This window comes from Clostridium tagluense (assembly GCF_003865095.1).
In the GTDB taxonomy this organism is placed as follows: Bacteria; Bacillota; Clostridia; order Clostridiales; family Clostridiaceae; genus Clostridium_AD; species Clostridium_AD tagluense.
Window position 1 is genome coordinate 26232 of record NZ_BHYK01000031.1, and the last position, 22661, is coordinate 48892.

Annotated in this window: 18 protein-coding genes, 1 rRNA gene and 1 other annotated feature; of the genes, 12 read left to right on the forward strand and 7 right to left on the reverse strand. The window is 30.3% G+C overall.

Annotation, left to right across the window (positions count from 1 at the left end; genetic code table 11):
* The first annotated feature begins 377 nt into the window (after positions 1-377).
* From Ctaglu_RS19815 to Ctaglu_RS19830, 4 genes are all read left to right on the forward strand, one after another.
* Entirely contained in the window at positions 378-959 is a 582-nt protein-coding gene (locus Ctaglu_RS19815) for a TerD family protein (protein ID WP_125004954.1), read from the forward strand.
* 41 nt (positions 960-1000) lie between these two features.
* Complete coding sequence (locus Ctaglu_RS19820) at positions 1001-1579, forward strand: TerD family protein (RefSeq protein ID WP_125004956.1); 579 nt, start codon at positions 1001-1003, stop codon at positions 1577-1579.
* 64 nt (positions 1580-1643) lie between these two features.
* Complete coding sequence (locus tag Ctaglu_RS19825) at positions 1644-2249, forward strand: TerD family protein (protein WP_125004958.1); 606 nt, start codon at positions 1644-1646, stop codon at positions 2247-2249.
* Positions 2250-2373: 124 nt separating this feature from the next.
* The gene (locus Ctaglu_RS19830; protein ID WP_125004960.1) at positions 2374-5151 is read left to right on the forward strand and encodes a calcium-translocating P-type ATPase, PMCA-type; all 2778 of its coding nucleotides are present in this window, start codon (positions 2374-2376) and stop codon (positions 5149-5151) included.
* 72 nt (positions 5152-5223) lie between these two features.
* Here Ctaglu_RS19830 and Ctaglu_RS19835 read toward each other — a convergent pair whose 3' ends face one another.
* The 4 genes from Ctaglu_RS19835 to Ctaglu_RS19850 are packed head-to-tail and all read right to left on the reverse strand — an operon-like array spanning position 5224 to position 9733.
* Positions 5224-6093, reverse strand: a complete 870-nt coding sequence (locus Ctaglu_RS19835) for an HAD hydrolase family protein (RefSeq protein WP_125004962.1) — start codon at positions 6091-6093, stop codon at positions 5224-5226.
* Between the two features lie 46 nt (positions 6094-6139).
* Entirely contained in the window at positions 6140-7276 is a 1137-nt protein-coding gene (locus Ctaglu_RS19840) for a cysteine protease StiP family protein (RefSeq protein WP_125004964.1), read from the reverse strand.
* Positions 7277-7320: 44 nt separating this feature from the next.
* The gene (locus tag Ctaglu_RS19845) at positions 7321-8697 is read right to left on the reverse strand and encodes a phosphoribosyltransferase family protein (RefSeq protein WP_125004966.1); all 1377 of its coding nucleotides are present in this window, start codon (positions 8695-8697) and stop codon (positions 7321-7323) included.
* The gene (locus Ctaglu_RS19850) at positions 8642-9733 is read right to left on the reverse strand and encodes an HpcH/HpaI aldolase/citrate lyase family protein (RefSeq protein ID WP_125004968.1); all 1092 of its coding nucleotides are present in this window, start codon (positions 9731-9733) and stop codon (positions 8642-8644) included. The genes Ctaglu_RS19845 and Ctaglu_RS19850 overlap by 56 nt, the downstream gene beginning before the upstream one ends.
* A gap of 367 nt (positions 9734-10100) precedes the next feature.
* Between Ctaglu_RS19850 and Ctaglu_RS19855 the strand changes: the two genes are divergently transcribed.
* The 3 genes from Ctaglu_RS19855 to fliB are packed head-to-tail and all read left to right on the forward strand — an operon-like array spanning position 10101 to position 12858.
* Positions 10101-10760: an AIM24 family protein gene (locus tag Ctaglu_RS19855; protein WP_125004970.1), complete on the forward strand. Its 660-nt coding sequence runs from the start codon at positions 10101-10103 to the stop codon at positions 10758-10760.
* A gap of 15 nt (positions 10761-10775) precedes the next feature.
* Positions 10776-11606: a TerD family protein gene (locus Ctaglu_RS19860; protein WP_125004972.1), complete on the forward strand. Its 831-nt coding sequence runs from the start codon at positions 10776-10778 to the stop codon at positions 11604-11606.
* A gap of 22 nt (positions 11607-11628) precedes the next feature.
* A complete protein-coding gene (gene fliB, locus Ctaglu_RS19865; protein ID WP_125004974.1) occupies positions 11629-12858 on the forward strand; it encodes a flagellin lysine-N-methylase in 1230 nt (409 codons plus the stop codon).
* Between the two features lie 107 nt (positions 12859-12965).
* Here fliB and Ctaglu_RS19870 read toward each other — a convergent pair whose 3' ends face one another.
* Positions 12966-15494: a YceG family protein gene (locus Ctaglu_RS19870; RefSeq protein ID WP_125004976.1), complete on the reverse strand. Its 2529-nt coding sequence runs from the start codon at positions 15492-15494 to the stop codon at positions 12966-12968.
* A 405-nt stretch (positions 15495-15899) separates the two neighbouring features.
* On the opposite strand from Ctaglu_RS19870, the gene Ctaglu_RS19875 reads away from it, so the two are divergent.
* Complete coding sequence (locus Ctaglu_RS19875; RefSeq protein WP_226176702.1) at positions 15900-16211, forward strand: hypothetical protein; 312 nt, start codon at positions 15900-15902, stop codon at positions 16209-16211.
* Positions 16212-16366: 155 nt separating this feature from the next.
* On the forward strand, positions 16367-17071 hold the full coding sequence (locus Ctaglu_RS19880) for a glutaminyl-peptide cyclotransferase (protein ID WP_207669506.1): 705 nt from the start codon (positions 16367-16369) through the stop codon (positions 17069-17071).
* A 112-nt stretch (positions 17072-17183) separates the two neighbouring features.
* On the opposite strand, the gene asnA is transcribed toward Ctaglu_RS19880, so the two are convergent.
* On the reverse strand, positions 17184-18206 hold the full coding sequence (asnA, locus tag Ctaglu_RS19885) for an aspartate--ammonia ligase (protein WP_125004980.1): 1023 nt from the start codon (positions 18204-18206) through the stop codon (positions 17184-17186).
* Between the two features lie 103 nt (positions 18207-18309).
* Positions 18310-18560 (reverse strand) — a binding site (T-box leader).
* Positions 18561-18794: 234 nt separating this feature from the next.
* Between asnA and Ctaglu_RS19890 the strand changes: the two genes are divergently transcribed.
* Positions 18795-19247, forward strand: a complete 453-nt coding sequence (locus Ctaglu_RS19890; protein ID WP_125004982.1) for a VanZ family protein — start codon at positions 18795-18797, stop codon at positions 19245-19247.
* 190 nt (positions 19248-19437) lie between these two features.
* On the opposite strand, the gene Ctaglu_RS19895 is transcribed toward Ctaglu_RS19890, so the two are convergent.
* Complete coding sequence (locus tag Ctaglu_RS19895; RefSeq protein ID WP_125004983.1) at positions 19438-20292, reverse strand: hypothetical protein; 855 nt, start codon at positions 20290-20292, stop codon at positions 19438-19440.
* A gap of 278 nt (positions 20293-20570) precedes the next feature.
* Here Ctaglu_RS19895 and Ctaglu_RS19900 point away from each other — a divergent pair, with 278 nt between their 5' ends.
* Together Ctaglu_RS19900 and Ctaglu_RS19905 are read left to right on the forward strand one after the other, a co-directional pair.
* Positions 20571-21704 (forward strand): pyridoxal-phosphate-dependent aminotransferase family protein, encoded by a 1134-nt coding sequence (locus Ctaglu_RS19900; RefSeq protein ID WP_125004985.1) that lies wholly within the window; start codon positions 20571-20573, stop codon positions 21702-21704.
* A gap of 737 nt (positions 21705-22441) precedes the next feature.
* Positions 22442-22661 (forward strand): 16S ribosomal RNA (locus Ctaglu_RS19905); the annotation flags it as partial.

Below are 22661 nucleotides of genomic sequence, written 5' to 3' on the forward strand. Positions count from 1 at the left end.
TTTTGTTCTCATACAGATTGTATATTTACGGTTTATTATTATTTTTTTGTAGAATTAATAAATAAAATGTTAAATTGTTCACTAAAAATATACAAAAAAGTAAAGTACATTTATCTATATAATCTACTGTTTAGTATGGAATGGTGCTATAATAGTAATAGTGAGTGTTGCTTTATTGGGTTTAAATTATATTTTGTAATTTAAACTAAAATAAGGCTTTTTTAATAAATGCTCAGAAAAAATGATTATTGTCTAAATTTTTGGAAATAATTTAGAAAAAGTACTTTATTTTTATGGATTAAAACCGATTATTTAACTACTATATATTATAAAAGTCTAATATAGTCACTTTAGTGGCATTCGAGGAGGAATTTATTATGGCAATTAGTTTGAAAAAGGGTCAAAAGGTAGATTTAACTAAAACCAACCCGGGTCTTGTTAATGTTATTGTTGGACTTGGTTGGGATACTAATAAATATGATGGGGGATCGGCTTTCGACTTAGATGCAGCAGCTTTCTTGGTTGGACCAAATGGAAAAGTAACATCTGATAATGATTTTATTTTTTATAATAACCCAAAAGACTCAGCAGAGTCTGTAACCCATTTGGGAGACAACAAGACTGGTGAGGGTGAGGGCGATGATGAACAAATTAGAATAGAACTAAGTAAAGTTCCAGCTTCTGTTGAAAAAATCAACTTTACAGTAACTATTCATGAGGCTGCGGAGAGGTCTCAAAATTTTGGACAAGTTTCTAATGCATTTATAAGAATTTGTGATGAGACTAGCAATGAAGAATTAATAAGATATGATTTGAGTGAAGATTATAGCGTTGAAACTGCAGTAGTTGTAGCTGAACTATACCGTAATAATGGAGAATGGAAGTTTAGTGCAGTTGGAAGTGGATTCGAGGGTGGATTATCTGCGCTTTGTGCTAACTTTGGAATTAGTGTAAACTAACACCACCGAAGGTGATGACTAATAATTAAGGGGGAATAATCATGACTATTAACTTAAACAAAGGTCAAAAAATTGATTTAACCAAAACCAATCCAAGTTTAAAGAAAGCAATCATAGGACTAGGCTGGGATACAAACAAATATTCAGGTGGAGGCGATTTTGATTTAGATGCCTCAGCTTTTTTAGTAGGTGCCAATGGAAAAACTAATAATGACCTAGATTTTATATTTTATAATAATTTAGAGCATTCATCAGGAGCGGTTATACATACAGGTGATAATAGAACTGGAGAAGGAGAAGGAGACGATGAACAATTAATCGTTGAATTTTCTAAAATACCTAAAGATATTGAAAAAATTGCAATTACAGTTACTATACATGATGCAATAGCTCGTGCTCAAAATTTTGGTCAGATATCTAATGCCTTTGTTAGAGTAGTAAATGAAGAAACTAATGAAGAAATATTAAGGTATGACCTATCAGAGGATTTTTCAGTAGAAACTGCATTGGTATTTTGTGAAATATATCGTAATAATGGAGAATGGAAGTTTAGTGCAACAGGAAGTGGTTTTCAAGGCGGACTTTCAGCCCTTTGTAAGAATTATGGTCTTGATGCTTAGAGGGATACAAATATAAATTAATAAGTGTAAGCAAGTACAATAGATATTAGGGGAGTTGGAAAACATGAGTATAAATTTACAAAAGGGTCAAAGAATAAGCCTAACAAAAGATAATCCTGGTTTAAAAAAGACAATGGTGGGACTTGGATGGGATCCAGTAAAACAAAAATCTAAGGGATTACTTGGAGGATTATTTGGTGGCAGTCAAGCACAAGTAGATTGTGATGCTTCTGTATTTATGTTAGATGAAAATGACAAGATAAAGTCCAAAGAAAATATAATTTATTTTGGAAATTTAAAAAGTAAATGTGGTAGTGTTCAGCATATGGGGGACAATCTTACTGGAAGTGGTGATGGGGACGATGAGCAAATCATGGTTGACCTATCAGGTATACCTCAAAATATAGCCAAGCTAGTGTTTGTTGTTAATATCTATGCTGCAGCGGAGCGTAAACAACATTTTGGCATGATAGAAAATGCTTTTATACGCTTAGTAAATGTAACAGACAACAAAGAAATGCTTCGTTTTAACTTGACAGAAGAATATTCTGGTAAAACTGGTTTATACGTTGCGGAAATTTATCGCAATAACGGAGAGTGGAAATTCATAGCTGTAGGTGAAGGCGATGCTTCTGCTGGCTTAAATGAAATGTCAAAAAAATACCAATAAGTATAGATTATAGATTAATATAAATATATATTTATAGAAAAGCATTTATGTAGAAAATGACATGTCCATCATTTTCTACATTTTAATGTAAGGAAAATATAGAAATTACTGAAAGGTGGATAATATGAAATATTTTAACAAGCAGAGCTCAGAAGTTTTAGATGAGCTTAAGGTTGATAGTAGCGTTGGATTATCGAGTTCCGAGGTTAAAGAAAGACTGGAGAAATACGGTGCTAACGAATTTACTAAACAAGAAAAAGGATCTATATGGGATAGTGTGAAGGAAGCAATAACTGAGCCTATGATGATAATACTTTTAGTTGCAGCCTTAATTAGTGCATTAGTAGGAGAGGTTGAAGATGCTATTGGTATAGTATGTGCCGTAGCAGTAGGAATTGGTATAGGTATTTTTACAGAAGGAAAATCACAAAAAGCTGCAGATGCGCTTTCAAAAATGACAGAAAACATAGAGGTAAAAGTAACACGTAATGGGAAGATTATTCAAGTAAATAAAAACGATTTGGTACCAGGAGATATGGTTTTAATTGAAACTGGAGATATGGTGCCAGCAGATGGAAGACTTATAAGTAGTATTGATTTAATGGTTAGAGAGGATATGCTTACAGGAGAATCAGAGGACGTAAGCAAAGATTCTGAAGTTGTAATAGAGATGGAAAATATAAAATCTAAAGATAAAAACATTGTACAAGACCCTATTCCAGCAAAACAACTGAATATGGTTTTTGGTGGAACGCTAGTAGCTTACGGTAGAGCTAGCTTTGTAGTTACTTCTACCGGTGACAGTTCTCAAATGGGTGAAATAGCTAAAAATCTTGAGGGTAGTGATCTTCAAACACCACTTCAAGCAAAGCTTGGAGATTTAGGTGGTAAGATTTCAAAAGTATCAAGTGCTATAGCTGCTGTATTATTTATAGTTATGATTGTAAAAATGGTAATGGCCAAGACTATATCACCAGACACTTCAGGAATATTTGCATTTTTACAGTCTGTTGAACCTATAAAAACTGCTTTTGTTGTATGTGTTGCATTAATTGTTGCCGCTGTTCCAGAAGGACTCCCAACAATGATAAATATGACACTTGCAATCACTATGCAGAAAATGGCTAAAATAAATGCCCTTGTTACTAAAAAAGAAGCCTGTGAAACAATAGGCTCTGTAAGTGTAATATGCTCAGATAAAACAGGTACACTTACTCAAAATAGAATGACTGTAGAAAAAGTTTATTTAAATGGTAAGTTCAAAGAAAGAAATGAATTAAGTGATGGAAATAACTACTTTATAGATAACTGTCTTGTAAATTCAACGGCAGATATTCAAAAGGAAGGTAAAGAAGTTAAATATTTAGGTAGTGCAACAGAATGTGCTTTACTTTTATATAATGATGCCTGTGATTACGTACAAGAAAGACAAAGCGCAAAAATAGCTCATCAAATTCCATTTAGTTCAAAACGTAAGAGAATGAGTACAGTTATAGGAGAGGGTGAAGGCTCTACAGTATTAACAAAGGGCGCACCAGAAATCGTTCTAGAATTATGCAAATATGAGCATGTTAATTGCAATGAAATAGAGTTAGATGAAGCTAGAAGGAAAGAAATACTAGGTGAAATTGAAAAACTTCAAAAAAAATCTATGCGAGTACTTGGCTTTGCATATAGAAATATAGATGAAGAGGTAGCCATGGCATCCGAGCAAGGAACTCTAGAAAATGATTTAGTATTTACAGGGTTCGTAGGAATAAAAGATCCTCTAAGAATTGATGTTAAAGAAGCTGTAGAAACTGCTAGAAATGCAGGAGTTGCTACAAAAATGCTTACAGGGGACAATATTAATACAGCTATTGCTATAGGGGAAGATTTGGGACTGCTTGAGGGTAATAATAGGGCAGTTGAGGCTACTTATATAGACACATTATCTGACGAAGAACTTAGACAAGAGATAACAACTATTTCAATAGTAGCACGTTCAAAACCTGATACAAAAATGAGAATAGTTATAGCTCTTCAAAATAATGGAGAAGTAGTTGCTGTAACAGGAGATGGAATAAACGATGCCCCAGCTCTTACAAAAGCAGATGTAGGTATAGCTATGGGAATAGCTGGAACTGAAGTTAGTAAGAATGCTGCGGATATAATTTTAACAGATGATAGTTTTGGAACTATTGTAAAAGGAATTAAATGGGGAAGAGGTATTTATGAAAACTTCCAAAGATTTATTCAATTCCAGATAACAGTAAATATAATTGCATTCTTAACAGCAATTTTATCTGTAGTATTTGATTTTCAAATGCCATTTACTACAATACAACTCTTATGGGTAAACATTATAATGGATGGTCCACCAGCACTATCACTAGGACTAGAACCAGTAAGAGATGCTGTTTTAAACAGAAAGCCTACAAATAGAAATGCCAGTATTATAACTAAACAAATGATGAAGAGCATGCTTTTAAATGCTATATATATAACTGGTATTATTATGGTTCAGATGAAATTTGACATATTAGGCGCTGGATTCCCGAAAGAAGGGGTTACAGGACCAAATGAAATGCAGACAGTATTATTCGCATTATTTGCTTTTAGTGCATTATTTAATGCTTTTAACTGTAGAGAATTTGGAGCAAACAGTATATTGCCTAGTCTTACAAAAAACACTATATTCTTAAAGATAATTTCGATTACAGCAGTAGCACAGATATTTGTAACTGAAGTGTTTTCAGGATTCTTTAATGCAGTTCCTTTAAGTGTTACTATGTGGCTTAAGATAATCCTATTATCTTCACTTGTAATAGTTGTAAATGAAATTGCAAAATTAGTTATGAAGCCTTTTGTAAAAAAAGAGCAACAAGTAAAACCAGAATCAGAGGAAAAGATAGCAGCCTAAGAACAACAAAATCCACATTATTGAGTAAAATCAATAATGTGGATTTTTTATATTAGTGAATATATGATAATTCTAAACAACATAAGAATGTAATTTATCTTGTGAAACATCGTGAACTTCATGGAATTTTCCATGTACTATATCTAAAATTTCTTCACCTGCAAATATACCAGATGTCTTTGTAATAAATACAGTATCTTCAAGTGTTTTCACAGGAAGAGCCTTTAGTAATTCTCCATGTGAAGGGATTATTCCATAATTTGAATGTTCAATCATAGGGTAGTCTAGTAGAGAATCACCAGCGGCTATAAATGTATTTATGTTTTCTAGTTCCATTATATATTTTATAGGATCATATTTATTTATACAATTAGGTACTATATAAACCTTTTTTCCTTGTTTTGATAGGCTATAATTATGCTTTGAGCAAAAGAGCCTTAATACTTCGAAATAATCTATTGCTATTTCTCCCTTTAAAAAGGTATTGGCTAACTTTTCTTCATCCATAATGGAGTATATAAAAAGATCTTCACAAGTTTTATATGATTTTACAAAGTCACTTTCTAAAAAGAAACTACATAAATTTATCATAGTCGAAATAGATACAACGGCCTTAATTTTAGAACAACTTATATCTGACCAAGTTTTAAGTTCCTTGCCATCCTTAAGTATTATGCCTCCGTTAGCTACTACTGCGTATTTAGGTCTTATTACATCATAGAAGTAATTCATTCTCATATATTGCGCTGTAGAGCGGGTGGTGACAGGTATAAAAAGCATACTTTCATTTATATGCTCTAGTTTATTTTGAATGGACTTAGTAATGAAACTACTGTTACAATTATTATAAAAATCTACAGGGACAAGTTTTTCTTCATTAATTAGGGTGCAGTGCCTTGAAGAATATATAAGCGTGCTATCAAGGTCCGAGGCAAATATCATATAGTCACATCCTTTGGTTACTTTTTATATATCTTCTTCCAAGCTATTACAGCTCAGCATGAGATGATTTAATAATACCACAAGAGGAATAGCACATATCACTATATATTTCTACAGGAATATGCTTTTCCTCAGCTAACTTAAATATATGTAATAAATTAGGATTATCAAAGGAATCAACTAGTATTTTCCAAGGTATTCTCCTTAAAAGTACTCTTGTGGTTTCTCCAATTCCTGGTTTTATAAGATTAATATTATCAATATTAAACTTATTTTTAATACTTTCAATATCGCGAAGTCCTTTGCAGTTTAAATGTTCACCATTGAACTCAATATCTGCAGCAATTTCGGAAGTATTTTGCGACGTTAAAAGCTCAGATAGATAATTTTCATCTATTTTATTAAAACAGTTACATATTTCGTCAATATAAAAATTGGAAACATCTGAGGACTTTAATTCACTATAAAACTTGGTACCGTGGAAATCATCACTGGAAATATAATTATCATTAAGTACAGTCCTGCTTACAAGCCCTGAGACTGTAGAATTAAGGCAAGCACTTGGGATTAAAAAATCCTCCCGTGTACCGTAAATAAGGGTGCAGTGAGCAGGATCAGATAATACTGCTAGGTTTGGATTAAGGTTTATATTAAAATCTTTATAAATTTCCTTGCAAGCTTTTGTTAAGGTATGTTGAATAACACCTTTGCCTGTCCACCCATCAATGAATTGTATTTCTGCACAGGGGTGATTTTGTAATATATGGGCAAGTGCATTTTTATCTATGCCTTTATCTCGTATTATGGAAATACTATAATGAGGGATGGTTATATCATATTTAAACTGAATATACCTTTTAATTAATATACCAATAGGAGTGCCAGCTCTAGCAAGGGAAACTAAAACAATATTTTTACCACGTGCTTCTATAATTTTATGGCTTAATACAGAAACTAGAGAAGCCAATTTGATTTTTGATCCTTCTAGTGTGTTATAGAAAATATCCATGTATTCTTTTGATGGAGTATATTCTATTGGTAACATTTCGGAATAATGAATTCCACTTTGTATAGCATTTTCTCTAAATTCATTATCTTGTTCTACTATAAGATTTGATATGTCTTTAAGAAGAAATACAACATCTTCTGCGGGGTAGCTTCCTGAAAAAATACATTGATTCATTTAAATACACCTCTTTTATATATTATTTAGAAAAATAAAAGCTATTAGCCTTTCCAACATGCAAATATAATAGACTTCACATGAAAATAGGAAAAGATTTTATTTAATTCTTCTTTTTTTTCTTTGGTTAAAGGCTTTTCAGAAAAGAAGAATACCTGGTTATAAAAATTATCGGGAATATTATAAAGGTAGTTAGTTATAGTTTCATCTCCCGGACTTTGAAAAGCGACCTTATTTTTATTCCCATAACAATGGATGTTTCTAGCATGAACGGGACTTCTTGTAGTGGACTGAAAATATATATTATCTCCAAGCTTTGCGCTTATACTACAAGGTAAATATATAAATTCTCCAGTTCCTATGCAAAGACAGTTGCCAAGAGTTCTTTCTTTTTTTAAAACTTCTGATATTGATTGGATTTCTTCCAGAATTTTAGAATTATCTTCTGAACTAAGTCCAAATCTACCAGTAGATTTATTATAACCTTCTATGCTTTCGCCTATTTCAAAAATATAATCTTTATCTGGAATTAATTTAGTAGAACTTGGAACCATAATTATTGCATCGCTAATAATATCTTTTGTTTTACTACACTTAATATCCCCTTTTAATAAAGAACAGACCCTAACATCTATATTTTTTTCATCCTCAAACATTTTATAGCTATTAGTATCTCGCCAGTCTAGAATGGATAATATCCCAAAAGATTTCCCCGGAAGACATTTTATTAAATTTAATGCAGATTTACCTGTAGTAAGTTCATCATCTATTAGAACTATATCGCAAAAATCATTAAAAAAGTCTTTTTCATAAGGAAAAAGTGAATGTTCTACTGCATGAGAATGTTCTTCATTAAAAAATAGTGCAGGATCTATAGAATTTATTTTTTCACGTGTGGTATGGATATAAGAAGCATTTGAAAAGTTTTGGAATACTGCTTGAGCAAGACCTGTAGCAGTCTCTGCAAAACCTATAAAAAGAGTTTTATTTGCAAGTTTTATAGGAGTGTTTAAAAGATCATGTGTGTTTTCTATATTAACTAGAGAATTATGAATCTTAAATATTTCTTGTCCGTTTTCTAAATCTGAATCAGGTATATTAAGAGATACATCTAAAGATATAAGGGCATTAACTAATTCAGTAGTAGGATAATCATAGGAGTCCTCTCTTTCATTAATCCAAAGACGGGCCAAAATCCCTCCAATGATTTTTAGAGAATCTGGAATCATTGGCATATGTTTTCCTATAACCTTACTTACAAACAAGAAATCTCTCTTTTTATTTTCACGAGCGGACATAGTAAAAAGATTGGATACCGGAATATTACATAGGTTTTCCTTTATATTAAGTGATATGTCTAGTCTATTATCTATGTTGTAATGAATCGATCCGTTGCAACAATTCTCTGTGCGATTTTCCATCTTCAAATACCCCCATTATTTTAGCTTTTAGTAATATTTCTTTAGCCCATTTTTCATGGGGTTTTATTTCATTCATTTTATTTGAGTAATTGCTTTTTATTACCCCATCAAGGGAGGAACTAAGAATATTGCTCGCATCTATATAATCTTCTTTAGAAACTACCATAAGAGAATTAACAATATTTACTTGGGTTGGGTGTATAACGGTTTTACCAATTAATCCATTAGTTCTATCTAAAAGAGTTTCTTTAATAAGAACATTATTATTTAAATCTAAAACTTTACTATAATATTCATAAACTACTCCAGAGATAACATAATTATCTCTTTTAAAGACATTTATTATATCGCTTATACAGCCCTGTACTACGGTTAAGTCGTACACGGTAAAATCCTTACTCCGACGAAGACTATATAATCCAGAAAAATCTGTTCCACCAATTCGAATGTTTAAAACATAGTCTTTATAATAATCTACAATATGTTTTATTTTAATAAGTTCTTCCACCCGAGTTTCTTTATGAATTATGTTTGGTGTTTCAAGGATTGGCATTCCGTACAAAGTCCTTTTATTAGACTCATTATATTCTTTTAGCAAGGAAAAATATTCCTCCCCAAGTGGAGCATTAAATTTAGGGAAAATAAAGCCACAAAGCCCAGTTAAGGAGGATTCATTGAGTAATCTTTGAAGTTGGTAAATATTACGAACTCTAATAAAAATAAGGGGAAGACGGTCCATAAAAGAAGAATCTTCTTTTAAAGCAAGTGCTATCTTCATAAATAGGTCAATAATATTATTTTCAGCTTGCACAACTTCATTTGTTGATACAGAATCTTCAATACAAAGAGTAATAGTGTGAGCACCCATACTTTTATTAAAAAGTATGTCCACAAGCAGATTTTCCCGAGTTCCTGGCATATATAAGCATGCTCCTAGTGCATAGGATAAATCTTCTTTTGAGGAAAATAGATTGTAAGATGAAGGGATTTTAAAAAAAATATCTTGTGAATTGTTAATATTATTAAAATAGCGCATAATTTTTCTCCATTTAACATAATAAATTAATCAGCAATTTCAAAGGACACTTAGTACTGATTGTAATATATAATTATAACATAGTTATATAAACAATTACATATTACACATAGGAATTACTGTATGTTAAGAAGTTTTAACAATTATGAATGAGATTTGAGTTATACTTCTTCAAAATCAAGGGCTTTATTTTCTAAATGATTTTTTTCAATATTATCTTTAGGCCAGTTTTCATTTAAATAAGGGCTAATAGTATACAATATGATATAATGTATACACACAATTCAAAAAATGAAATTTACACAAAAATACAAATCTTGTAATAAAAGATTTGCTTATATTGAAATAAAGAAAGGAGTTAATACGCATGTTTAGTTTTAAAAATCATCAAGAGCTTACGTGTATCGCAGAGGGCGATGGTCATTTCTTCGCAAAATTAGGTGCTATGGTAGCTTACAAGGGTAACTTTACTTCAGAAAAGGTATTATTAGATACAAATAGTAATCAAAGCATATTCAAATCAGTTATGAATCTAGCAGCAAGAAAGCTTTCGGGAGAAAATATTCCGATTATGAAGGTAAATGGTAGTGGTAGTTATTATATGGCAAATAGAGCGCAACATATTACTATAATTACACTACAGCCAGGTCAGAGTATAGGAGTTGAAGGAGAAAATTTACTTGCTTTTACTGAAGGCTGTAAATATGGAGTTAGATTTATGGGATCCGGGGTAATATCTCAAAAGGGGATGTTCACATCAAATCTAACAGCAATTGGCAATAATCCTCAGGTAGTTATAACTACCAATGGAAATCCGATTATTTTAGAAACACCTTGCGTAGTGGATCCTGATGCAGTGGTATGTTGGACAGGTCCTGATCCTAATTTTAAGACTGATGTAAATTGGAAAACTTTCCTTGGACAAACCTCCGGAGAATCCTATATGTTAGAATTTAATTCTCAGGGCGAAACTGTAATTATCCAGCCCTGTGAAAGAGTTTCAGGATTAAATGTTGCAATAGATTAAGGGGGGGATGTGTTTGTGGCTATAATTATTGATAATACTAATAAAAAAATAATAACATCCCAAAAGAAACAATATGGGAAATTAATTATTGAAACCAGCATAAGACCAGAAAATAATTCTACTATAGCAATGGGTGTAAAGCAGTGCACAGAGGAAAATAATTCTAAAAATACAAATAATTTATATTCTAATGTCACTGCAGGACCTAAAGAGAGTGCTATCGTAAAGCCAAATAATAATATGGAAAAAAGAAAACTTGTAGACGTTACAAAAAGCATTAAGCTAGGAAAAGGGCAAAAGTTAAGTCTAAATCAGAATGCTAAGAATCTTTCAAAATTGATATTAACACTAGATTATAATGCAATCTCAAAGGGACCTAATGAGTTTGATTTAGATGTATCGGTGTTTATGGTGGATATAAATGGTAAAACCATAGAAAAAGATTTTATCTTTTATGAAAACACAAAGAGTACGTGTGGAGGAATAGTTATTAAGGCAGATCATAATACTTCTCTTAAAGATGCTTATAATGAGTGTATTCAATTAGATTTAAATCTAATACCATCCAACATTGAAAAGTTAGCATTTACTGTAACTATTTATGAAGCAGATGAAAGGCTTCAAAACTTTGGACAGTTAACAGATGGATATTTTAGAATTATAGCCGGCGATAGTAAACAAGAAATTTTAAACTATAAATTCAATGAAAATTTATCCGTACAAACAGCAATGGTAGTAGCGGAGATATACAGATATAAAAGTGAGTGGAAGATTAATTGTATAGGCAGTGGATTTACAGGAGGTCTTCAAGCACTGTGTGATAATTATGGAATAGCTACGGTGTAGTAACAGGGAAAGGAAGTATACAATGGGGGAAAATATAAAAAAAAGATATCCGACATATCTTAAAGAATTTAAGTGTGTAGGTGGAGCGTGTAAAGATAGTTGCTGTATTGGATGGGATATAGATATAGATAAGGTTACCTTTAGACAGTATTATAAAGTTCAAAATAAAGAAATGAAGAGAATGTTTCAAAAAAATGTTCACAATAATGATAATTATCTAGATAGTAATGTAGATTACGGAAAAGTAAAATTAGCAAGTGGAAAAAGATGTCCTTTTTTAGATGGAGAAAATTATTGTATTATTTATTCTAAGCTTGGAGAAGAATATCTTTCAAATGTTTGCACATCTTTTCCCAGAATAATCAATAAAGTAGATGGATGTTATGAAATGTCTCTTGATGTAGCTTGCCTTGAAGCTGCAAGAATTATTTTACTAAAGGAAGAAGGAATTCAATTTGAAGAGAGCACGGAAACTTTAGAAAAACATATAATATCAAGTGATATTGATACCAAATCTAAAAAATTCAACAATTCACCTATAAAATATTTTAAAGAAATTAGAGATTTGAGTATTAAAATAATAAAAAATAGAAAAATTGATTTAACTCAAAGGCTTTATATATTAGGTGAATTTATAAACACATTAGAAAAAGAATCTAAACATAATTATAATAATGTACCTAAGTTTATTAAAGAATATGATATAAATTCAATTAGTGATTCCCAAGAAAAAAATAAATTAAGTTATATTGCTGGGATGGATTTTTTCAAAAAGATGGTGGGTTTTTTAAATGTATTTAAAGAAGTGGACAGTCTTTCTTTTAAGGAATATACTAAGCAAATTATAGTTGAATTCAAATTTGAGGAAGAAGGGGGCATAAGTAAACACTCAGAATTGTACATAAAAGCATTTGAAGATTATACTGAAAAATTTATAAATAATGATAGCTATATTTTTGAAAATTATTTGGTGAATTTTATATATAACAACATGTTTCCGTTCTCTGTAACAGATTTAATGTTTGATGGGTATATTATGCTTTTAATAAGATATTCATTTATTAGATTTTATTTGGTTGGGAAATATCTATATAATAAACAGGAGTCTAAAGAAGCTATAGTTGAATTTATTCAAGTTTTCTCGAAAACCATAGGGCATCACAAAACTTATACAGCTGATGTAGTAAATTATATAAAAGAAAATAAATTTGATAATATAGAATTTGCTAAAATACTTTTAAATATTTATTAGAAGTATAGAATAACACTAATAACTTACTATAGATGAAGTTATTAGTGTTATTCTATATTGATATTTATTTGGAGATTAACATATACCGTTGTACGGATAATATATAATTATTTAAAGTTAAAAATATTAGAGAAGAAGCTTTTACCTTTTTCTTTGGTATATTTTTTTTCATCATTAAAATCAGGTAAGGGTAAATTAAAATTCACTTCTTCTAATCTATGAGTATCATAGAATTTCTCCTGGATTTTCCCTTCTATATTATTATAGCCAGTAGGCGTTAATATACCAATGTCAAATCCAAATAGGTTTAAGAAACATAACATAATGCAATCCTCATCACTAAAAATACTTTCATTATTATCATAAATAAGAAGTTTAGGTATCTTTGAAGGATAATCATACTGCTGAATTAGTTGTAATATGTTTTTATCAGCATTTAAAATAGTCATTAAAATCTTTAATTTAAATTCCTTATCTATAGCTTTTTTTAACATATCTGTTTTCAAAAAATAGTTTATTTTTTCTAAAATAATATGTTGCAGAGAAGTTTTTAAATAAGAAAATTTATAACAACTGTGGGTTAGTAGTTTTTTTTCATCAACAAATCCATTATTATCAAATACAAAGGCTAAGGAGTATAAATCCGTTTTAGAGTAAGTTATATTAGTAAAAGGAATTCCTGGTATAAATAATGTATTATCTGCGGATTTTAAATGAAAAAAATCCTTCCAATATAAAGTTAAATCATTGGGAACGCCACTTATTTTTGCGAATAAGTTTGGCATGTATACGGTGTTATTTTCTACTCTAAATCCTGTGCGAAGACTAGATGGTTCATTCCATAGAAGTTTAAATTCATGAAAGGTAGTATTAAGTGTCACAGGCTGAGTTTTATACTCCTCAAATTGCCAAGGTCTATAAAAACCATCTCCATCAGTGTACAATGAGTTTGATAATTCTCTAGAGGCAGATGCAGCAATAGTTTCCTTGCGTATAAGCTTCTCTTCTTTTGGAAATGCTTTTAAATCAGCCTTATACGGGAGTTCAAAGCACTTTGAAAATGTATCGCTATATTCTGTAAGGTCTAAAAAACTATCACTTAAAGAATTTATGTATAACACATCACAGCCTAATTTAGATAAAAAAATTAAGAATAAAAGCTCATGTTTTTTAATTTCACCATAGTATATAATTTTAGGATTTATAATTTCATCTGTGGAAGTATCTTGAAAGTGAAAATTCTTCACAAGGGTGGGAACAAAATCATGAACCCAAGAAAGTAATTTAAGTGAAAAATTCTTAACCTTAGATAAGTTTAAATTCTTCTCTTCTTTGCAGTATAAATCTAATATATAGCTAAAACTATTTGCCATAGAACAATTTAAAGTATTATTATTAGTTGGAAAAACTTTATGTTCCATAAGTAGTGTAGCAATCTTAGTAGTCAGTGAAGCATCAAAAGGATCCACATGCTGCCATATATTTAGAGTGCTAGTGATTAATTTAGCAGCAGTACGTATAGGTATAGAGTCTGTGAATTTTAAATATAACCCAGTGAACATACTTAAACTTTTATCTAATCTAAATAAGTCATTATAATAATCATCTTCATTTTCTTTTATTCCTATATATCTATAGAAATACACTGGGATAAAAGGTACGCTGCCTCCTATAAATCCAATCCTTTTATTAACAGGTAGGATTAAATCATTAAATATATTCATACTGCTTTTAAGTAAAGTGTTAATAGAATCTTTAAAGATTATATCTGAAGGTAGATTTCTATTTTCTATAACAGGTTGCTCAATTTTAATAACAGTTTCTTTTAAATTACGAGTATCATCCACAATAGTTTCCTTAAAGTTGTGAGTTGTTTTTAGGTTAAGATCTATTAAGGGCTGAGTTTTAGGTAACTTTATGAGTTTTGAGTGAATATTTAGTTTATCGATTTTTGAAAACTCTATATCTGACATAGAATTAATATATATAACATCACAACTTAGTTTAGACAAAAGTATTAAAAAATAAACTTCATGTTTTCTTATGTCACCATAAAAAAGCACCTTGGGATTTATAATATCGGTCTCTAGTCTAGAATTATAATTAGAACTATGAAATAGCTTTGGAGCAAAGTCCAAAGTCCATCCAAGCAATTTAATAGCAAAATTTTTCATTACAGTTTCTGTAGTATTAGGTTCATTTGCTAAATATAGAGCTAGGGTTTCATCGAAGCTATTTTGGATGTAATCATTGAAAAAATTGTTATTAAACTCTGGGAATAGACCTTTAGTTTTAAGAATATTGATTAGTGTATTTCTTTCAGTTGAATCAGAACCTAGAAGCCCAGTCCAAGGTATCTCTGTTATAGATGTAGATAAAATTTTCACTGGTATTCCAGAGGTAAAGTTTATATACAAGTCTCCAAGTGAAGTAAGTGTATTGTTTAGTTTATGTAAATTCTCATAATAGAGTTCACTATTTTCAATAATACCAATATATCTATAAAAATAAATAGGTATATTAGGGGATTTTGATTTAATAAACCCCTGCCTCTTATTTACAGGAACAAATATATCTTGAAATAAATCTTGTGCTTCTAAGATAGATGTACTTATTTGTTTTCTAGTATTAATCAAAGTGTAAACCTCCAAGCTTATTCTTACATCTATGATACACAATGAAGATAGATGTAAAAAGTTAATAATAAAAACAATTTTATTTACTACTAGTTTACCATTAATATTACTATTAGGTAATAGAAGAATTGAGGACTACTTTCCATTTCTCTTCCTGAGACTTAAATAAAAATCAGCAAATCCACTAATAGCTATATAGAATCAAAAATCATACTACCAGGCGGAGTTTACAATTTCATAAACACCATGACTCATATTAAATATAGCTAAAATTAATTTACTTATAATACATATTTTATCATTTAGTATATAAAAATACTATAAATCTCTAATTATAATAAGAAGAATAGGAAAGGAAAATAAACAAAGACTATAAATATAATAAGTTAGAAAGGAAGTAATAAGTTGAAAATAAATGAATCACTTAAATGCCCAAAATGTAATAACAAAAACTTCGAAATAAAGCATGAAGCCACTTTCCTCTATACATACAAAATAGACACAGTTAATGAGACTATAGCTGAGGAGGGATCTGAAAATCTGCCGTTTTTATTTGATAATAGAGAACAAACTTGCTTCAAGGAATATATAGAATGTAGCACCTGTGGTAGCAAATATCCTTGCTCTTTTGATAAAGATAACCAAACTATTGATCTTACCATAATGAAAAAGGCAATAAGAGCAGATAATGTTAAAAACCCAGAATTTTTCGGGTAAAAATTTACTGTTAAGTTTTATAATTTATATAGTTAAGATATCTTATGTAAAGATGAAGTAATAATATATGACTTTGTTTTGCGTTAGTATTAACATAAGTATTGAAATATACATATAATAATGGGAAACTTAAATTATGTAGGGATGTGATGGTTATGGTGTATTTTAAAAATATTCCAATATATTCTTACGATATTATAAATACTTATCCACATGATGTTAGTTCTTTTACTCAAGGGTTGGTGTATGAATGTGGATATCTTTATGAAAGCACCGGAAAATATAATGAGTCTACACTTCGTAAAGTAGAATTACAAACAGGTGAGATTTTAAAATTACACAAATTACATGAAAATTACTTTGGTGAGGGCATTACACTTTACCATGATAAAATTTTTCAGTTAACATGGAAATCTAAAGTGGGTTTTATTTATGATAAAGATAATTTTAACCTAATCAATAAGTTTTACTATAATACAGAAGGTTGGGGAATTACTAATAATGATGAACATTTAATTATGAGTGACGGTACAGATGAAATATTATTTTTGAATCCTAAAAACTTTAAAAAGGTATATAGTATTAAAGTCCATGATGAATTTAAGCCTATTACGCGGCTAAATGAATTGGAGTTTATTAAAGGGGAAATTTATGCCAATATATGGAAAAGTGATAAAATTGCTAGAATTTGTCCTTATAGCGGCAAAATAACTGGGTGGATAGACCTTAAAGGGTTATTAAGTCCTAAGGAATATAAAAATGCAGGTACAATGAATGGAATAGCCTATGATAGTGAAAATAATCGATTTTTTGTAACTGGAAAGATGTGGCCTAAAGTATTTGAAATAAAGATAATTTAGATATACGTTTATAGAATTTAATTAAAATAGTAATAATTAATAAAATAAGACGAAGCAATTTTAAAAAACACTGAAAATAATTAATTATTTTCAGTGTTTTTTTTAAATGTCATTAAAGTAAAACTATATTTGCTTCCATACAATCATTTATCATTTCATCTGTCCATATTGAAGATTGAACTTCGCCAATATGAGCTTTATTTAGAAAGTACATACATATTCTAGATTGACCTATACCACCACCTATAGTATATGGAAGTTTACCTTCTAAAAGTAGCTTATGGAATTCAAAGGAACTTCGCTCCTGGCAACCGGCTACTTTAAGTTGCTCTCTTAGTGCTAATTCATCAACTCTTATTCCCATAGAAGAAAGTTCAAAGGCTTTTTCAAGTACTGGATTCCAGAATACTATATCGCCATTAAGTGACCAATCATCATAGTCAGGAGCTCTACCGTCGTGCTTTTCACCAGATTTCAGTGTACCGCCAATTTGCATTATAAATACGGCAATATTTTCTTTACATATAGCATCTTCTCTTTCCTTTGCTGTAAAAGAAGGGTACAAATCTTCAAGTTCTTGTGTAGTTATAAAGAAAATTTCTTCAGGTAAGAATTTTTCTATTTTAGGATATAATTTGTGAATATGATCTTCCGTATCTTTAAAAACTTTATAAAGACTAGTTACAATTTCTTTTAATTTATCTAAAGTTCTTTCTTTTTTTAGAATAACCTTTTCCCAATCCCATTGGTCTACATATATAGAGTGAAGATTATCTAAATCTTCATCACGTCTTATAGCATTCATATCAGTGTATAGACCTTCTCCTACTTCGAAGCCATATCTATATAAAGCCATACGCTTCCACTTAGCTAGTGAATTAACAATTTCGATATTTGTACCAGCTAAAGCCTTCATATCAAAGGAAACTACTCGTTCAGTACCGTTTAGGTTATCATTTATTCCGGTATCAGATTTTACGAAAAGAGGAGCTGAAACTCTGGTAAGAGTTAACTCTTTCGCTATTCTATTTTCAAAATAATCCTTTACTTGTTTAATAGCAATTTCTGTATCTTTTAATCCGAGAAGTGGTTTGTAGCCAACTGGAATTGCAAGTCCTTTTTTGTAAGTTATCATAAATAAAACCTCCTAGTAGTTTTGTAATTTTTTCTAATGATTAGCATGGCCATGCTATATGTTCTAAAATTGAAACAAAAAACAAAAAACCTTTCATCCTTGTTTCTAGGACGAAAGGTTAAACTTTCGTGGTACCACCTAAATTAGCTTTAAAAGCTCACTCATAATCAGTACGGAAAAATACTTCGATACTGCCCTATATATAACGGTTAGGACCCGTCCACACCTAATTTCACAAGGATTTCAGCTGGAAACTCAGAGATGTTCTTCGATATAGGCGTCATATGGAACTCTCACTATAATCCACTCGCTTTAACTACTTCCTATATGTACTCTTCTCGTCACAGTTTTTAGAAAAATAACTTACATTTATTCTAACTTGCAAGTTGCAATTTGTCAACCTGCAAAATAAATATTTTTATGAAAATTTATAAAATTGTAAAACCTAACTTCATAGGCTTATTATATATATCTATTATAATCCAATTTTTAAAGGGCATTTTACAAAGGAATATTGACAAGTATATTTTCATAAATCATAATAAAAGCAGTAATAGAGAAATTTTGAAATACTTGAGGGGTGAATATATGAAGAAAAAACATATAAATTGGATTTTAGTTATAGGATGGATGATATTAATATTTCTATTTTCTAGTCAACCTGGTGAGGTATCAAGTGAAAATAATAAATTTGTTATATATATATTCAAATTTATTGGTCTAGACTTAAATAGTATACTTGGGACTCTTAGTGATTTTATAGTTAGAAAAGCGGCACATTTTACAGAATATTTTATTTTGTATATCCTGCTATATGGGGCTATAAATACAAAGAAAAATTGGGATATTAAAGCGTTTATGCTCAGTATATTAATAGTGTTTTTATATGCATGCTCCGATGAATTCCATCAGGCTTTTGTTCCAGGAAGAGGACCGGCTTTTAGAGATGTAATGGTAGATACATGCGGGGGACTTACAGCATTTCTGACTATGTATATTGTCACATTAAAAAAGGGGGCTGCCCTTCAAAAAAAGATTTGATTAAATTAAAATAATATTTTTTGGATTTTATACAGGGTTTACGTTTAAGGATATAACGGGAGATAGATAAGATTCCAGAAATAGTGGTTGATAATAGAATATATGGGTCAGGGTATGAACAAATTTACTATCAGTGGCAAAGCAAATACGTGGAGAATTAACGTTCTAATTTTCAAAATAAATGACTAACTTATCTCCAATAAGAAACATTATCTTCAAGTTTATTAAATATAGAACGAACAGCTTTTGACCAATTTTTATCTTCAGAGTATTTTCTATTAACCCAAGTAAAGGCTTCAATGTTATTAGGCTTATTTTTACACAAATTCACTATGGTTCTTGCAGCAATGTTAGCAGCATCTTGGATATTAGTATTATATTTTTTCCAACTAAAAAATACATTAAAGGGATTATTGGCAATTTTATAGGCGTTTTTATTGTCTTTTGGTACAAAGGATTGTTCTTGGCCTGTAATAGCGAACATAACAAGTGGATTTAAATTAAAGTCTTTGCTTACAGATAATATTGCTGAAAAATAAGGTTCGTAAACTAGAAGAGAGTTTTTTGATTTTAGAAATTCTTTTAATTCTGTTATATTAACATTCTTGTACATTAAATAATCTGGAAGATGAGCATTAACAACTGGATTTTCCTTAGGGTTAATAATGTTTGAGCTAATGTTGGCCTTTTTTGTATAATAACTTTCAAGGAGAGCAGATTCATTTAATGCATAGAGATCATCTTCATAATTATTGGCCTCTATTTTTTTTGAAAGATTTGTATTCAAATGTTCAATATATCCACGACTTAGAGTAGGGGATTGTTTATCTTTTGGCAGTAACGCAGAGTCATAAGATAGTTTATTTGATAGTACATTTTTATATGAGGGGATAGTAGCTATAGTCTTGGGATTTTCTTTTTCGAAATCATTAAGAGTTGTACTATTTAAGTCTGTAAAATTTTTAGTAAATACTATGCAAATCACACTATAAATAATTGTAATTAATAGAAGCTTCCAACTAGTAGGACTTTTTTTAATACTCATATTTTCACACCTGCTTTTATTTTTGTGATATCTCCATGTAAATCATGAAGATACATAATTATATTACAAATATATCCAAAAAAATAAAAAATATACATAGAAATAATAATTTTTAAATTCATTGCTGTTAGTATGGTATTTATATCATTGCTTAATTTCAAGTAGAAGAATGCTTATAAATGGCGAAGTTTATTGTATGGATACATTTTTTAAAATCCGTTAATAGTGATATAATTTTTAATATGATATTGTAAACTACAGTTTAAGGGGTGGAAATTATGAAGGTGTCTCAAATAATGACTCCAGGGCCTACGGAGGTAAGAGAAAACGTCAGAATGGCAAGAGCGTTAGCTACAACTAACCCAGATTTAGATTTAGAGTTTTATGAATTTTACAAAGAAACCTGTGAGAAAATAGGCCTGTTTTTAAAGACTAATAATCAAGTTAGAATACTAAGTGGTGAGGGTATTTTAGGCCTTGAAGCAGCTTGTGCATCCCTAACTGAGACTCATGATAGGGTACTCGTAATTGATAATGGAATCTTTGGAGAAGGATTTGCGGATTTTGTTAAGATGTACGGTGGAGAAGCGGTCGTTTTTAAAGGTAATAGGAAACGTAAGATAGATATAATAGAACTAGAAAAATTTTTAGAAAAGGATCATGATTTTAAATATGCTACTGTAGTACATTGTGATACTCCTTCAGGAGTTTTAAATGATATAGATAAAATATGCCCTTTGTTAAAGAAAAATGGCATATTAACTGTGGTAGATAGTGTAGCTGCAATGGGTGGAGAAGATATAAGAGTAGATGAATGGAAAATAGATGTAGTACTCGGTGCATCCCAGAAGTGTGTTTCGGCTCCAGTAGGGCTAACTTTTCTAAGTATAAGTGAAGATGCATTTAAATTAATGCAGCAGAGAGAAAAGCCTATAGCTTCTTACTATTGCAATTTACTTGTATGGAAGGATTATTACGAAAATGAATGGTTTCCATATACACCACCGATAAGTGATATTGTTGGACTAAGGCGGGCAATTGATAATATATTAGAAGATAAAGGGGTAATTGAAAGACATAATTCTATTGGCAAAGCTACAAGAAAAGCGGTAATGGAGGCAGGGCTTAATTTATACATTGAGGAGGGATATTCCAATACTGTAACGGTTATAGAAATGCCTGAGGGCATAGCTGATAAAGAATTATTAAAGCATATGCTTGAGGAATTTAATGTATTTATAGCTGGTTCCTTTGGTTATCTACAAGGGAAAGTAATAAGAATAGGTCATATGGGTGAAAATGCGAAAGTGAATAAAATGGTCTATACTCTATTAGCATTACAAAACTCATTAAAGGTGTTAGGTTTTCAATGTAAAAAAGACATGGTTGAGGTTTTTTTAAATGAGATATAATTTAATAGTTTGGGGTTAAAGGAATATGAGCGGTAAGTATATATGTAGAATAAAATTTGTGTCGGTGATAAGTCATCGACTTTTTTATTTTGCTTCATATATATAGATGAAATAATAATATAGAAAGCTAAGTAAATGGAGTTCATGCAATTAGCAAAAAAATATATATAAATCAATGAGGGATAAAAAAACAGTTTAGATGTTACTAAGTAAATAGGCTTTATGAACTATAAAGGAGTAATAGTAAGGTGATTTCAGTGTTCCTTTGATTAAATAGAGTATACTAGTCCTAGTGTATCAGTATCAAAGAAACTGCATAATTAGTAGTATTATAAAGAATATTATATATAGTTGTCGTATTTCAAGAGTTAGCATAAATGCCTTATATGTGTATATGATAGAATACTCCTTGTAGTCACGAAAGAGTGGCTCAGAAAGTTAGATGTTAATTGCGATTTAATAAATTTTTACATGAAAATTAAATTTAAAAAGTTATTGACAAAACAAGCAATACCAAGTAAAATAGTAGAAGTCGTCACATGATGACAAAGCAAATTGGTCTTTGAAAATTAAACAGAGAAATAGGTAAAATAGCGAAATAACATTTTGCTAGACCAGTTAATTACTTTAGATAAAAAAGTAATTTTAGTCGTAAGACTAAAAAGTATGTAATGAGCTTGCTAACCAGCTTAACAGTTGGCGCAGATTATTCATTTCAAATAAAAAGTGTAAACTTTTAAATTGAGAGTTTGATCCTGGCTCAGGACGAACGCTGGCGGCGTGCCTAACACATGCAAGTCGAGCGATGAAACCCTTCGGGGTGGATTAGCGGCGGACGGGTGAGTAACACGTGGGTAACCTGCCTCAAAGAGGGGAATAGCCTCCCGAAAGGGAGATTAATACCGCATAATATGTTTTGATCGCATGATCGAAACATCAAAGGATTTTTCTTTTAGA